We start from the raw sequence: 15,958 nt of genomic DNA on the forward strand, positions 1-15,958 counted from the left end.
CTTCCCGTATTCTCATGATCAGGCCGGCTTGTTTTGGATATAATGTTCAAACTTCTGGCAGCAATGTGTTTCAAAAAAGGCCGGCCATGGCTAATTCGGAAATACAAAAGCATGCTTTGCGGGAATTTGATCGCATGGTGGAATTGCTGCAACAGGCCGGCATCGTGGTGGAAGTGATACAAGATACACCAGAACCTTGCAAACCTGATGCGGTATTTCCCAACAACTGGATTAGCTTTCATGAACAAGGTGAAGTGGTGATTTACCCTATGATGGCACCCAATCGCCGATTGGAAAAACGAAAAGATATTGTGGATCATTTGCAGCAAAAAGGTTACCAGGTAACGAAACTGCTGGATCTGAGTGCTTATGAGGATGAAGGTAAATATCTGGAAGGTACGGGTAGTATGGTTTTGGATCGGACTAACAAACTCATCTATGCCTGTTTATCAGATCGCACGCATGCTGATTTGCTGAAGCTTGTGGCCGATGCATTCCAATATCAGGTTATAGCTTTTCACGCTGTGGATGAACGTAATCATCCCATTTATCACACCAATGTGATGATGGCTATTGGACAAAACTTTTCTGTGATTTGCACACAGGCTATTCCGGATCAAAAGGAAAAAAAGCAAGTGCTCGACACATTGCTTGCACATCATTCTCAACTGATTGAAATCAGTTTTGCGCAAATGCATGCCTATGCCGGAAATGTACTTTACTTACTCAACCAAACACAGGATCCAGTGATTGTGCTTAGTGCCAGTGCCTATCAATCCCTCCAACCCTCCCAACGCAAGATACTGGAATCACAGGGCCATCTGGTAATTCCGGAAATTCCCGTGATTGAACAAACCGGTGGTGGAAGCGTGCGCTGCATGATGGCCGAGATTTTTTTACCTATTTTACCATAATCTGCATTTGCAAAGATTTCGGTTGCCTTAATTTTGTATAAAAAATGGCATGCGAAATATCCTGATTGTGGATGATGAGCGAAAGATCAATGACCTCCTTACGCGTTTGCTTAGTCGGGAAGGATTCGATGTGCAGCAGGCTTTTACCGGTCAGCAGGCAATGAAAGAAATAGACAAAGATCCTGCTGAAGTAGTACTTTGCGATGTGAGACTACCAGATATATCAGGTGTGGAACTTTGCCGGAAAATCAAGGAAAAATCTCCTCTTACTGAGGTGGTTTTGCTCACAGCCTATGGAAACATTCAGGATGGTATCCAGGCAATGAAAAACGGTGCATTTGACTATTTACTAAAAGGAGATGATAATGATAAAATTATCCCTTTAATTCATCGGGCATTTGAAAAAATTTCGCTATCCAGGAAACTTTCCCGTCTTGAAGCCCAGATGGGCGTGCAAAACAGTTTTGATGACATCATTGCGCACTCCCCTGCTATCCAACAATGTATAGCCTATGCCCGAAAAGTAGCACCCACAGATACAGCCGTATTACTCAACGGAGAAACCGGAACCGGGAAGGAAGTTTTCGCCCGGGCTATTCATCAGGCCAGTATGCGTTCGGGCAAGAGTTTTATTGCCCTCAATTGTGCAGCCATACCCAAAGAGCTGATGGAAAGCGAACTTTTCGGTCATGCATCTGGAGCATTTACAGGAGCCACCAAAGCCAAAAAAGGGCTGATTGAGGAGGCAGACCAGGGCACGTTGTTTCTGGATGAAATCGGAGAAATGCCTCTGGAAATGCAGGCTAAGCTCCTGCGTGTATTGGAATACGGGGAATACGTGCGCCTGGGTGATCATCGGATGTCCAGGGTGAATGTGAGGCTTATTACAGCAACGAACCGCAACCTGCAGGAAGAAATTAGCAAAGGCAGATTCAGGGAAGATCTTTACTATCGCATTTCCACATTTCAAATTTATTTGCCGCCCTTACGTGAACGTAGGGAAGATATTATTCCGCTTGCAGAACATTTTATTGCTTATTTTTCGGGTAAACTAAACAAAAATATCAAACAGATTGATGAAGCGTTCCTGAGGTCTTTGCAGCAATATACCTGGAAAGGCAATATTCGTGAATTAAAAAACATTATCGAGCGCAGCATAATTATTGACGATGATCAAGTATTAAGTCAAGATGATTTACCACCCGATTTAACTGTTCAGATTAATCAGCCTGCATCTTCCTCTCCTTTATCAGCCTTTGATCTGGCAAGTGCTGAGAAAATTCATATCCAAAAAGTATTGAATTACACAAAAGGTAATAAAACCGAGGCCGCGCGTTTGCTCAATATTGCTTTGACCACATTATACCGGAAAATAGAACAATACCGCATTGACGCTGATTAGACTTTCAAATTGCTAATCTTGAATAGCGTTTTGAAAGGGTAGCAAGATATATATAACATCTTGCTATTTCTAATTTGCTAATTTACACCCAATTATTGCATATTACCCCGTGTGGCATCCGGATTGCAAAATCTTAAAGCAAATAGAAAAATCTCAAAAAAACTGGATGTATGGTCTTTTTGTTTCTGCTGATTGGCATTCTGTTTTTCTGGTTATTTGATTTATTAATTGATTGGATCAATGAATTTTAATTGTATTCTATGATAATCATCATAATTTCTTTCCTGGTATTCGTATATCTGGTGTATGTACTGCTAAAACCAGATAAGTTTTAAGGCAATTGAGTAACCAAATAAATATTTATCAATCAATGGGATCTATATTATTCAGCCATCTTGCGGGTATAGTAGTTACCTATTTGCTTACGGTTTTCATAGGCATCGTCCTTGGCAGATATATGTATAAAGTTTATTCAGGTGATCCAACCTGGAGTGATACTTTATTTGTCCCAATCGAAAAATTGATTTTTAGAGTATGCCGCATTCATGCAAAGGAGGAATTTGATTGGAAAGACAATATGAAAATGATGCTGAGCATAAATCTGATCTGGTTTATAATCAGCATGTTATTGCTGACAAACATGAAATGGCTTCCACTAAATCCGAATCATATTTCCTCCATGTCGCCTGACCTTGCATTTAACACTACCATTTCATTTTTAGTGAATTGCGATTTGCAGACATATATTCCGGAAACCCAGATTTCATATCTGGGTCAAATATGGTTAATGTTTTTACAATTTGTTTCTGCTGCCACAGGCATGGCTGCCTGTATACTTATTTTCAGAGCATTTCGTGAAAAATCATTGAGCAGAATAGGCAACTTTGAAGTGTATTTTGTAAAGAGTATCACCCGCATTCTCTTGCCTTTATCATTGTTATTATCTATAATCTTTATCTGGAGAGGCATGCCGATGAATTTTGCGGCTAATCAGCATATCATCACATTGGAACATCACAAACAGACCATTGCGGAGGGGCCTGTGGCTGCATTTGTGCCTATCAAACATCTGGGAACCAATGGGGGAGGCTTCTTCAATGCAAACAGTGCGCATCCTTTTGAAAATCCGGATTATCTCACCAATATGTTGGAAATGATAGCACAGGCTGTGATTCCCATAGGCCTGATCTTTACTTTCGGATATTTTATTCGCAACCGAAAACTTGCATGGATTATATTCTGCGTGATGACGATGGGCTTTTTGCTGCTGGTTATCCCGAATGTCTGGATGGAAATACAGGGTAATCCTGCAATCAGGGCTTTAGGTATCGATAATCGATTAGGAAACATGGAAGGAAAAGAAGTACGACTGGGCACTGCTGCGTCTGGTTACTGGAGCGTAATTACCACAGTTATTTCTACTGGATCAACAAATGCCATGCTTGGCAGTTATATGCCTCTTTCTGCCATGAACATGTTGCTGGGAATGATGGTAAATGCATTTTATGGTGGTGTGGGTGCAGGATTTATCAACTTTTTCATTTATCTCATTTTGGCTGTGTTCATTGCAGGGATGATGGTGGGGCGTACACCGGAATTTATGGGAAAGAAAATTGAAGCACGCGAAATGAAGATAGCAGCGCTTCTGGTATTGCTTCATCCTTTTTTGATCTTGATTGCCACAGCATGGGCAATTTATGTTTATCTGCATCATCCTGTATATCATGCCTGGATCATGAATCCTGGCCCACATGGTTTTACGGCTATGTTGTATGAATATACCAGTGCTGCAGCCAACAATGGAAGTGCATTTGCCGAATTATCAGCCAACAACCCCTGGTGGAACATTAGCACAGGTATCGTATTGCTTTTAGGCCGTTATCCATCGATCATAGGTGGAGTGGCTATAGCCGGATTACTGGGGCGTAAGCAATATGTTCCCCAATCGGCCGGCACGCTGCGGGTAGATACGTATACATTTGGAGTGGTCTTGTTTGCTGTGATTGTGATTATTGCAGCATTGAGCTTTTTCCCTGCCTTATCACTGGGTCCAATTGCAGAATATTTTCTCATCCATTGAACGCTACGAAAATCAAATGATGAAAGTCTTATGGCCAGAAAAATAAAAGCTCCAGCTTTGTTTGATCGCAGGCTTCTGCGTGAAGCTTTCCTGCAATCGTTTATCAAACTCCACCCTCGATTGATGATACACAATCCAGTTATGTTTACCGTGGAAGTGGGCACAGCACTGATGGTAGTTGTGACCTTTATAGCTGTCTTGCATCTGATGCTGGGTGAGCCAGTAGCTTACAATGCTGTGATAGCGATTATTTTACTGTTTACTTTATTGTTTGCCAATTTCGCTGAAGGTTTGGCAGAAGCGCGTGGCAAAGCTCAAGCTGAATCACTTCGCAAAACACGGGAAGATACCATTGCCAAACGTTTGCCCTATAAAGACGCTGATCCGGCTGAAGCCGAAATGATACCAGCTTCTCAACTAAGAAAAGGCGATATCTTTTTCTGTGAAGCTGGTGATATCATTCCATCCGATGGTGAAATCATTGAAGGTATTGCTTCGATTGATGAATCGGCTATCACAGGTGAATCTGCTCCCGTAATTCGGGAGGCGGGTGGCGATCGGAGTGGTGTAACAGGCGGAACAAAAGTCTTGTCAGACTGGATTAAAGTAAGGGTAACCATCAACCGCGGAGAAAGTTATCTGGATAAGATGATTTCCCTGGTTGAAGGAGCCTCCCGTCAGAAAACACCCAATGAAGTTGCCTTAACAATTTTGCTGGCTTCATTGACGCTTGTTTTTATTGTAGTATGTGTTACTCTTTCATTTTTTGCCGCTTATGCACACACTCAGATTTCACTCGCTGCATACATTGCTTTATTTGTTTGCCTCATACCTACTACTATTGGCGGACTTTTAAGTGCAATTGGCATAGCGGGCATGAATCGTGCTTTGCAGGCCAATATTATTGCCAAAAGCGGGAAAGCGGTAGAAACTGCCGGTGACGTGGATACCCTGTTGCTGGATAAAACAGGAACCATTACGATAGGCAACCGCAAAGCTACGCGTTTTCACCCTCTTCAGGGCGTTGATCTTCAACACCTTATTGATTGTGCTGTACTTAGTTCCATGGCCGATGATACGCCAGAAGGCAGGTCAATCCTGGAATTGGCAAAGCAATATCCAGATAAGACAAAGTTTCCGGATGCCACAATGATTCCTTTTACAGCCGAAACACGCACATCTGGCATAGATTTGCCCAACCGAAAGATTCGCAAAGGTTCTGTTGACGCAGTTGGTCATCTGTGCGCCCAGGCTGGTCATCCGCTTACTCAAGAGGCTTATGCTATTGTGGAATCTATTTCAAAAAATGGCGGTACCCCTCTGGTGGTGAGTGAAAATGGGCAGGCTCTGGGAATCATTGAGTTACAAGATATCATCAAACCTGGTATTCAAGAACGATTTCAGCGACTCAGAAAAATGGGTGTAAAAACTGTAATGGTTACAGGAGATAATCCGCTGACCGCAAAATACATTGCCGAAAAAGCAGGCGTGGATGATTATATTGCGGAAGCCAAGCCTGAAGACAAAATGCAATATATCAGGAAAGAACAACAGGAAGGCAAGCTGGTGGCCATGATGGGCGATGGTACAAATGATGCCCCTGCATTGGCACAGGCCGATGTGGGAGTAGCCATGAACAGTGGTACACAGGCTGCAAAAGAAGCAGGTAATATGGTTGATCTGGATAATGATCCGACCAAGCTTATTGAAGTAGTTGAAATTGGCAAACAATTGCTGATTACCCGCGGAACCCTTACTACCTTTAGCATTGCCAATGATATCGCTAAATATTTTGCCATTATACCAGCTTTGTTTATCAATCAAATACCCGGATTTCAGGCACTCAACATTATGCACCTCCACAGTCCACAATCTGCTATCCTTTCAGCCGTGATTTTCAATGCCATTATCATCCCATTGCTCATCCCTTTAGCCATGCGTGGAGTAGCTTATCAACCGGTAGGAGCAACAGCTTTGCTCCGGCGTAACTTGTTGATTTATGGTGTGGGTGGACTCATATTACCATTTATAGGTATAAAATGCATTGACTTATTGATTTCGGTTCTGTAAACGTTGTACAATTATGCGTTATCATCTGTTTAAATCTCTGATTATCACCACATGCATGATTACCTTATGCTGCTTCGGATATGTATTGATCGTGCGTCTTTCGGCTGTATTTTTTCCTGGCGGCGGATTGGGTGTTATGATTCGTGATGCTCAGCAACAGATTGTGGGCTATGTGCAAATCGGGCAACCATTTACTAGCGACAGGTATTTTTGGGGACGGCCTTCAGCCATTGATTACGATGCTTCACAAAGCGGAGGAAGCAATCTGGCTCCATCAAATCCTTTGCTGATTCAACAAGTACAGGAGCGTATCAAATATTTTGAGACCCGGAATCCCGGAATCGCCGTGAGTCGGATTCCGGTTGACCTGGTTACAACCAGTGGCAGTGGTTTGGATCCGGATATTTCTCCGGAAGCCGCATTTATACAGGTAAAACGCGTAGCACAGGCCCGACAATTACCCGAACAGGTTGTGGATTCCCTTGTGCGGGCCTATATCCAACCTCCCCTGTTGCATTTACTGGGACCTGCTTACGTAAACGTATTGCAGCTTAACTTAGCATTGGATAAACTCTCTTCATCACTTTAAAATGAATTCAGCATAAATTAACGAGTTTCATGGTTAAGCCCGATGCAAGCATTCATACTTTTATTGAGCTGATCCGCAAAAAACGACGCGGCAAGCTGAAGATATACATCGGTATGTGTGCCGGTGTAGGTAAAACTTACCGCATGCTTCAGGAGGCTCATGTGCTGCTGAAAAATGGAATTGATGTTAAAATAGGCTATATTGAAACACACGGTCGTGCAGAAACGGAAACTCTGCTGGAAGGATTGCCGCTTATTCCACGAAGAAAAGTTTATTACAAAGGAAAAGAACTTGAGGAAATGGATCTGCAGGCCATCATCAACCTGCATCCAGAAGTTGTTATTGTGGATGAACTTGCACATACCAACGCACCGGGTAGCAAACATGAAAAAAGATGGATGGATGTACTGGAAATACTGGATGCAGGCATCAATGTGATTACAGCTGTGAATATCCAGCATATTGAAAGTTTGCACGATGATGTGAAAGAAATTACGGGCATTGAAGTAACAGAGCGCATTCCAGATAAAATTCTTCAGGATGCCGATGAAGTAATCAATATCGATCTGGCTGTAGAGGAGTTGATGGACAGGCTTAAACAAGGGAAAATATATGATCCACAAAAGATTCCTTATGCATTGGAACACTTTTTTCAAAATGAAAAAATATGGCAATTACGTGAGCTGGCACTCAAAGAGGTAGCCTCGCAGGTAGAAAGAAGAATTGAGCAGAATATTCCACCCAATCTGCAGCTAAGGCCGGAAAGGTTCATGGCATGCATCAGCACCAACTACGAAACCGCCAAACGCATTATTCGTAAAACAGCTCGTATAGCTGCATATTACAACAGCAAATGGTATATCCTTTATGTACAAACCCCCAGAGAAACCGACGAAAAAATTAAACTCGCCCTGCAGCGACATTTGATTAATAATTTTAAGCTGGCAACTGAGCTCGGTGCAGAAGTGATCAAAGTAAAAAGCAATAGCGTTGCAAAGGCAATTGCAGAGGCCGCTATTGAACATAAAATTACAACCATTTGTATCGGAAAACCGCATATCTCCTTGTTCAACATCATCCTGAACACCGCAGTTTTCAACCAATTGCTTAACAAACTTTCAGAAACCGATATCGATATCATTATTTTGTCTTGAAACCATGAGCATCAAATATAAACTATTATTAGGTTTAGGCTTCCTCTTGTGCATGATTCTTTTAGTGGGAATTATTGCTATTTACGATGTTTCAAAAATGATGCGAAATACCCAAAGAATTATTCAGGACAATTATGAATCCCTCAACTATTGTAATCAAATGCTTCAGAGCGTGAATGATTACCCTATTGATAGTGTTCAGGTAAGTCTTTTTCAGCAGACATTGGAAAAAGAAAAACATAACTGCACTGAACCAGGTGAGGCTCAGGCCGTGAAAACAGTAGATTCACTATTTCAGTTTATTCTTGCACACCCAAATCAGCCGTCTTTCTATAGCCAGATCAGACTGGCTATTAACAGGGTGTATGAAATCAACCAACTGGCCATATCCCGTAAATATCATTTTGCTCAGCAGGAAGCTCGGCAAATAAAATTTTGGTTCATCAGTATCTTCCTCCTTATGCTTCTGCTTAGCATAGGATTTATATTTTGGTTCACACACACGATCAATAAACCGTTTATTCAACTTCAACAGGCTATTCGAAAAATAGCCAACAAAGATTACAACGTAAATTTATCTATGCACCGTAAGGACGAATTCGGGAAGCTTGCTTTCGATATTCTTTATATGGCTTCTAGGCTAAAGGAGTATGAAAACTCTAACCTGGCTCAAATTAAAACTGAAAAAAAGCGCATAGAAGTATTAATTCAAAACTTTCCTGATCCCTTGATGGTAATAGATGAAAATCAATATATTGTTTTTGCTAATGATGAAGCACTTCGGGTGTTAAACCTCGAAAAATCAATTATTGGATCCAAGCTTGAAAAACTTATTCCTGAAAATGATATTCTTCGTGATATATTCAATCACAATATTTCTTCCTGCTCCGTTGAAAATTCAGTCTTGAATATTTGTGTTGATCAAAAAGAATCCTACTTCGAAGTTAAAAGAATTAAAGTGAAAGGAAAATTTACGGAGGATGATGACGAATCTCACATGGGTGAAATTATTATTCTGAAGGATATTACTGCTTACAAAAAACTTGATCTGGCTAAGACAAATTTTATCGCTACAATCTCGCATCAATTGAAAACCCCGGTAACTTCCATGTTATTAAGCCTGAAATTAATGCAGGAAGACAGAGAACATCTTCTCAATGAAGATCAAATGACATTAGTCAGGGGAATGCAAGATGATTGCCAATCTATGCTAAATATTCTTGCTGAAATACTTAAATTTACCCAACTTGAATCGGGTAAAATCGATGTTACGCTTCAGCGCCATTCTCCTCCTGAAATCCTGAAATATGCGTTGCATGCTGTAAAGTTACAAGCTGACCAAAAGCATATTGATATTGATGTGCAACTTCCCGATCAACTTCCTGATATTATGTGCGATGGAGAGAAAACAGCCTGGGTACTCATTAACCTGATCAGCAACGCGATTCGTTATTCCCGTGAGGGTAGCCGCATTGAAATTGCTTTACAGGAAAAAAATCAGGAATTAATTTGGAAAATTACCGATCAGGGACCTGGTATTGCCAAGCAATATTTAGAGAAAATTTTTCAACATTATTTTCGAGTTCCCCAGTTGCAACAGGAAGGAACCGGACTTGGTTTGGCTATCAGCCGGGAATTTATTGAGGCGCAAGGTGGAAAAATATGGGCAGAGAGTGAATTAGGAGTTGGTAGTACCTTTTATTTTAGCTTGAAAATTGCCTAATCTTCTACCACATATACCTGCCTTTCGTTTAAAATACTTACATTTGCTAAGATAATATTTGCTCATTTAATACCTATCATTCCGATATGACAGTCTCCGGATTTGATTTTGGTATGATCGGCCTGGGTACTATGGGAAGAAATCTGTTGCTCAACCTGGCTGATCATGGTTATCATGTATTGGGGTTTGATCAGGATGCTTCAAAGATTCAGTTGTTAAATGATGACCCGTCGGCTGAAGCCGGTAAAGTGAAAGGTGTGGCAAGTGTGCAGGAAATGATTGCTTTGCTGCAGCCACCCAGAAAGATTATGATGCTGGTGCCCGCCGGCAAAGCTGTGGATGCGGTTATCGATGAATTGCTTCCCTTGCTTTCACCGGGAGATATTATCATCGATGGCGGAAATTCCTATTACAAAGATACCCTGCGCCGCATGCAAAAATGTGCAGAACGGCAAATTCATTTTATAGGTGTGGGCATATCAGGTGGAGAGAAAGGTGCTAGATACGGGCCCAGCATCATGCCTGGCGGCGATGAGAATGCTTACGAGGTGTTGAAACCCTTGCTGGAAGCCATTGCAGCAAAGGTGAACGATTCACCTTGTGTAGCCTATCTGGGAAAAGGCGCTGCGGGTCATTTTGTAAAAATGGTACACAATGGCATTGAATATGCCATCATGCAAATGATCAGCGAAACGTACTGGATATTCCGCGACGCGCTGAAACTCACGCCCGATGCCATTCATGAAATATATCAGAAATGGAATGAAGGGCCCATGCAATCGTTTTTGCTGGAAATCACGGCCAAAATTTTTGAAAAACAGGACCCGGATTCCGGCCAGCGACTGATCGATTTGATTGATGATCATGCTGAAGCTAAGGGTACCGGCAAATGGACTTCTCAGGAAGCCATGGACCTGCATATACCGGTGAATGTGATTGATACAGCCGTGGCTATGCGTGATCTGTCGGGCTTTGCAGCTGAACGCAAGCAAGCCGCTCAAGTATACCATCCGTCTCGTAGAAGGTTATCCGATAGTTCACTGGTTGCAGAACATCTGCACGATGCGCTATATTTTGGTACAATTGTGTGTTATGCACAGGGATTGGCTATGTTATACATGGCTTCAAAAGAATTACAGATGGATATTCCCCTGCAGGAAGTTGTGCGCATCTGGCGTGGAGGATGCATCATTCGCTCGGCACTGCTCGATCAGTTTTATTCCATTTATCAACAGCAGCCTGATTTGCCTAATTTGTTGCTCAATACACAAATTGCTGATCTATTGATGAAGCTGGAATATCATGCCCGGCAGATTCTTTCCATCGCTTTGCTGGGTGGTTATGCTCTGCCGGGATTGCTAAGTGCTATGAGCTATTTTGATGCCTATCGCAGTGAACGATTGCCGGCTAATCTTATTCAAGCCCAGCGCGATTTCTTTGGCGCACATACCTACAAACGCATTGACCGCGAGGGTGTTTTTCATACTGAATGGGAATAAACAAAAAACTTTCACATGAGCGTGCATAAAAAACCCGATCCGGCCATCTTCTTTATCCTGGGAGGAAGTGGCGACCTGACTTACAGAAAATTGATTCCTGCTCTTTATAATTTGTTTCTGGACGATTGGATGCCCGAACAATTTCATATCGTGGGTATCGGGCGCACGGCATACAGCAATGAAAAATACAAAGCCCATCTGCTGGAAGGTATTCATAAATTCTCCAGAAGAAGAAATCATAAAACTGACCATTGGAATGAATTCAGCGAGCATATCGAATACTTGCAGATGGACGTGGAAGATAATCAGGCTTATCAGAGCATCACTAAAATTGTAAACAATAAAGAAAAGACATTTGGCACGCATCCCAATGTGATTTTCTATCTGGCGGTAGCCCCTCAGCTGGTTCCGGATATTGCTAAACATTTAGGTCAGTTGAATATCTGTGCGGATCGGAAATGTTGCCGGATTGTAGTGGAAAAACCATTCGGACATGATCTACAAAGTGCACATGAACTGAATCAGCTGTTGCAAAGCATGTTTGATGAAAGTCAGATTTACCGGATTGATCATTATTTAGGCAAGGAAACCGTGCAGAACATTCTGGCTTTTCGCTTTGCCAATGCATTGTTTGAACCCATCTGGAACTGCAATTACATTGATCATATTCAAATCACAGCTGCCGAAAGTGTAGGACTGGAGGGGCGCAACAGCTATTATGAAAAAGCTGGTGCCTTGCGCGACATGGTGCAAAATCATATTCTACAATTACTTTGCATGATTGCGATGGAAGCGCCTGTGTCTTTTGATGCCAATGAAATCCGAAATAAAAAAGTGGATGTGCTGAATGCTATTCGCAAAATCCGGAAAGAAGAAGTACAGGATTATGCCGTGCGCGGCCAGTATGGACCTGGGTGGATGAAAGGACAGAAAGTTGTGGGTTATCGTCAGGAAAAAGGAGTGGATCCCGAATCGCCGGTTGAAACATTTGCGGCTGTTAAGTTTTACGTGGATAATTGGCGCTGGCAGGGTGTTCCGTTTTATGTGCGTACCGGAAAATATCTGCATGAAAAAACCACCATCATTGTATTGCAATTTCGTCCGGCACCGCATTATGCCTTTCCGCCTGAAGCCGCTGAAACCTGGCGCCCCAACCGACTTACCATCAGCATCCAGCCCAATATGGATATCCGCATTCGCTTTCAGGCTAAACGACCCGGCCAGAAAATGACCCTGAGTCCGGTGGATATGATTTTTAATTACGAAGAAGCTTATGAAGATCATTCACCGGAAGCTTATGAAACCCTGTTGCTCGATATCATGGAAGGCGATGCTACGTTGTTCATGCGTGCCGATCAGGTAGAAGCCGCCTGGCGTGTGATTACGCCCATCCTGGAAGCCTGGCAGAACCGCCCGCCGGTGGATTTTCCCAACTATGCACCCGGCACCTGGGGCCCTGAAGATGCGGAAGCGCTGATTGCACGGGATGGCCATAACTGGATTACCCTTCCACCCCTGCATCAGGAACACGAAGGTTAACCCATAAAAATGACGACACATGCACATCCATATTGCTGAAGATCTGAACGACCTGAGCCGGAAATATGCCTATTGGCTCATTGAACATATCCGATATACCCTGCAGAAAAAATCTTCTTCGCCCGCTGAAAAGCAAATCTATACCTGGGCTTTATCCGGTGGCAGCACCCCTCAGCATCTGTTTCAGTTGCTAAGCAAATCTCCCTTCAAGGAGCAGATTCCCTGGGAAAAGCTGCATATTTTCTGGGGCGATGAACGGCTGGTGCCTTTTCATGATTCCCGCAACAATGGCAAAATGGCTTACGACCTGCTGTTGCAGCACGTGCCGGTAATATCCAGTCAGGTACATTACATTCCAACTGAAATGAAGCCTGAAGAAGCTGCCCAGGCTTATGAAAAAATCCTGCATCGCTATTTTGATGAGCAGGGATTCAGCTTTGATCTGGTCATGCTGGGTATGGGCACCAACGGACATACCCTATCTTTATTCCCGCATACGGATGTCATTCATGAAAAAGAAAAATGGGTGAAAGCTGTATTTGTGGATGAACTTTCCATGTATCGCATCACGTTAACTCCTGTTATCGTCAATCGTGCATTCTGCGCTACTTTCCTGGTTTCAGGAAAAGATAAGGCCGATATGCTGAAAAAAGTATTGCAAGGCCCGTATCAACCCGATGCATATCCTGCACAAATCATTCGCCTGACCAACAACGAATTGCATTGGTTTGTGGATCGCGATGCGGCCAGTGAGTTAACGCTCTCTGAATGAGAAGGCTGAAACTGGCATGATCTATTGAAGTTTGGTTTACTACTCGTATTTTAACCATCTTCATCCTTCGCATTATAGCATCTGTTTGCTGACAGGCTGATTCTTCACAATCATGAAAGATACAGATGATTGATGATCCGTTATGTTCAATAGCATAAAGCGTGCGTACACCAAGCTTACACATCGTTAGGCATAGCGGGATTGGCTGGGAATGGAAAATGAAAAAGCCGATGAAATCCTGGCTGAGTCGGGAAGACTGGATTCGAACCAGCGACCCCCACGTCCCGAACGTGGTGCGCTACCGGGCTGCGCTACTTCCCGAATGACCAGGCAAAGATAGGATGTTCAGATCAAACTATCATGGTTGGATGCCGGTAAAAACAACAAGGCTGATAAAATTATCCCTATTCGCGGATGCTCACCTCATACAGGCTATGATTGGCTTTCACGGTTTCCGGGCTCATCAGCTTCAGGATTTTCCGATCATAGGTCATAAATCCGTTGACTTCTACTTCCACATCAGTCAGCTGGGTATAGACAGCTGCACACAAGCCCTGACGGATGAGATCGGGCAATTGATTGATGAGATCTATGTATGCCTTCCGCAAAGCATTTGTATCGGGAAATGATACGTAACCCCAGTTTTGTTTAGGTTGCCAGGTATGTCCCTCGATGGGCAATCCTAATCCGCCATACTCGCCCAACACACGGGCACGATGGTCGTGCTTATCTTCCGGAATGCCGGGCCCGGGATATTTATGCATATCTTCCACATCGCCGGCACCGGCAAAATCAAACCAGCCACTGGCGCCATCTACGAGCCTTGTAGGATCATATTTCTTCACCCAGTTATCAATGGCAATGGTTTGAAATTGTCCCCATCCTTCATTAAACGGTACCCACATGATGATGCTGGGATGGTTGAAATGCTGATCAATCATGGCTTTTAGTTCTTCCTGGAAATCGAGCGCCGATTGAGCCGAGCGGATGATTTCTCCGTGGTCGTTCCGTCGTTGTTCGTTCAGGTCGCCGCTGGGCATATCCTGCCAGACCAGAATCCCCAGCTTATCGCACCAGTAATACCAGCGTTGCGGCTCTACTTTCACATGCTTGCGCAATAAGTTGTAACCAAAGGCTTTTACCTGATATAAATCAAAGCGGATTGCCGAATCAGTTGGGGGCGTATATAATCCATCAGGCCACCAGCCTTGATCGAGAAAACCTAATTGAAACAGAAAATGATGATTCAGCATGATGCGGGGAATGCCGGCTGCATCGCGTTCCACGCTGATCTGCCGCATGCCCATGTAGCTGTGTACCTCATCTGTTTGTTTTCCATTTTGCCAAAGCTGCACGGTAACATCATACAGGAAGGGATCATCGGGCGACCACAAGTGGGGCGAAGGAATCTGCAATCGGATATTTTCACCTGCAACCGCTTCTGCATGAGCAATCTCTTTTCCTCGATCATACACAATCACACGCACACGATCATTTGCATGGATATGGGATAATTGGGTTTCTACATCGCAAATTTTGCGGTCTATGTCTGGAAAATATTTCAGTGATACGATATGAGTTTCGGGCACGGGTTCCAGCCAGACGGTTTGCCAGATGCCCGTGACGGCGGTGTACCAGATGCCCTCGGGATGTTCCACCTGCTTGCCGCGGGGTTGATATCCGGCATCGGTGGGATCCCAGACACGCACCATCAGTTCGTTGCTATCCGGCTTGAGGTAAGAAGTAATATCGAAAGAAAAAGCATCATAGCCGCCCTCGTGCGTGCCTACGAGTTGACGATTCACATACACCTCAGCCTGCCAGTCAACCGCATCGAAATGCAACAGAATATGTTTATTTTTCCAGGAAGCAGGAATCATGAATTTCTTCTCATACCACAATGCCTGGTCAGCACGCACATTTTTACCTACACCAGAAAGCGCCGATTCAATGGCAAAAGGCACCAGGATTTGTCCATCCCAGTGTGGGGGAAATCGATCGTCCAGCACATCGGTGAGTGCATAATGCCACAGGCCGTTCAGGTTCATCCATGCTTTTCTTTCCATTTGGGGTCGCGGATACTCCGGCCAGGGAAGTTGTGGGTTCACCTGTTGTGCAAAATCGGTCATCACATGATGTCCTACCGGGTGCCATTGAGCAAACGAAGGAATAGCCAGCCATAGTAAAGCAATAAACGTGTATATTTTCATGATGCA

At 43.5% G+C, this 15,958-nt stretch carries 12 protein-coding genes and 1 tRNA gene; 11 read left to right on the plus strand and 2 right to left on the minus strand.

Annotated features, from left to right (window positions below; genetic code table 11):
* Nucleotides 1-14 precede the first annotated feature (14 nt).
* The 11 genes from ctlX to pgl all read left to right on the plus strand — a co-directional run bounded on the left by ctlX (nt 15) and on the right by pgl (nt 13,742).
* Nucleotides 15-914 (plus strand): citrulline utilization hydrolase CtlX, encoded by a 900-nt coding sequence (gene ctlX, locus BM367_RS11490; RefSeq protein ID WP_262509441.1) that lies wholly within the window; start codon nt 15-17, stop codon nt 912-914.
* Between the two features lie 49 nt (nt 915-963).
* Nucleotides 964-2,316, plus strand: coding sequence for a sigma-54-dependent transcriptional regulator (locus BM367_RS11495; RefSeq protein ID WP_092460641.1), 1,353 nt, complete (start codon nt 964-966; stop codon nt 2,314-2,316).
* Between the two features lie 260 nt (nt 2,317-2,576).
* On the plus strand, nt 2,577-2,651 hold the full coding sequence (kdpF, locus tag BM367_RS12335) for a K(+)-transporting ATPase subunit F (RefSeq protein ID WP_143104031.1): 75 nt from the start codon (nt 2,577-2,579) through the stop codon (nt 2,649-2,651).
* A 35-nt stretch (nt 2,652-2,686) separates the two neighbouring features.
* On the plus strand, nt 2,687-4,396 hold the full coding sequence (kdpA, locus tag BM367_RS11505; RefSeq protein WP_092460645.1) for a potassium-transporting ATPase subunit KdpA: 1,710 nt from the start codon (nt 2,687-2,689) through the stop codon (nt 4,394-4,396).
* A gap of 30 nt (nt 4,397-4,426) precedes the next feature.
* Nucleotides 4,427-6,466, plus strand: coding sequence for a potassium-transporting ATPase subunit KdpB (kdpB, locus tag BM367_RS11510; protein ID WP_092460647.1), 2,040 nt, complete (start codon nt 4,427-4,429; stop codon nt 6,464-6,466).
* Nucleotides 6,467-6,479: 13 nt separating this feature from the next.
* A complete protein-coding gene (kdpC, locus tag BM367_RS11515; protein WP_092460648.1) occupies nt 6,480-7,055 on the plus strand; it encodes a potassium-transporting ATPase subunit KdpC in 576 nt (191 codons plus the stop codon).
* Nucleotides 7,056-7,084: 29 nt separating this feature from the next.
* Nucleotides 7,085-8,209 (plus strand): sensor protein KdpD, encoded by a 1,125-nt coding sequence (locus tag BM367_RS11520; RefSeq protein ID WP_092460650.1) that lies wholly within the window; start codon nt 7,085-7,087, stop codon nt 8,207-8,209.
* A 4-nt stretch (nt 8,210-8,213) separates the two neighbouring features.
* On the plus strand, nt 8,214-9,932 hold the full coding sequence (locus BM367_RS11525) for a sensor histidine kinase (RefSeq protein ID WP_092460652.1): 1,719 nt from the start codon (nt 8,214-8,216) through the stop codon (nt 9,930-9,932).
* An 86-nt stretch (nt 9,933-10,018) separates the two neighbouring features.
* On the plus strand, nt 10,019-11,431 hold the full coding sequence (gndA, locus tag BM367_RS11530) for an NADP-dependent phosphogluconate dehydrogenase (protein WP_092460653.1): 1,413 nt from the start codon (nt 10,019-10,021) through the stop codon (nt 11,429-11,431).
* A 15-nt stretch (nt 11,432-11,446) separates the two neighbouring features.
* Nucleotides 11,447-12,970, plus strand: a complete 1,524-nt coding sequence (zwf, locus tag BM367_RS11535) for a glucose-6-phosphate dehydrogenase (protein WP_092460655.1) — start codon at nt 11,447-11,449, stop codon at nt 12,968-12,970.
* Nucleotides 12,971-12,989: 19 nt separating this feature from the next.
* On the plus strand, nt 12,990-13,742 hold the full coding sequence (pgl, locus tag BM367_RS11540) for a 6-phosphogluconolactonase (RefSeq protein WP_092460656.1): 753 nt from the start codon (nt 12,990-12,992) through the stop codon (nt 13,740-13,742).
* Between the two features lie 247 nt (nt 13,743-13,989).
* Here the strand turns inward: pgl and BM367_RS11545 are convergent.
* Both BM367_RS11545 and BM367_RS11550 read right to left on the minus strand, forming a co-directional pair.
* Nucleotides 13,990-14,063 (minus strand) — tRNA-Pro (locus tag BM367_RS11545).
* A gap of 83 nt (nt 14,064-14,146) precedes the next feature.
* Nucleotides 14,147-15,952, minus strand: coding sequence for a glycoside hydrolase family 2 protein (locus tag BM367_RS11550; RefSeq protein ID WP_092460658.1), 1,806 nt, complete (start codon nt 15,950-15,952; stop codon nt 14,147-14,149).
* Between the last annotated feature and the right edge of the window lie 6 nt (nt 15,953-15,958).

Source organism: Thermoflavifilum thermophilum (assembly GCF_900116565.1).
GTDB lineage: Bacteria > Bacteroidota > Bacteroidia > Chitinophagales > Chitinophagaceae > Thermoflavifilum > Thermoflavifilum thermophilum.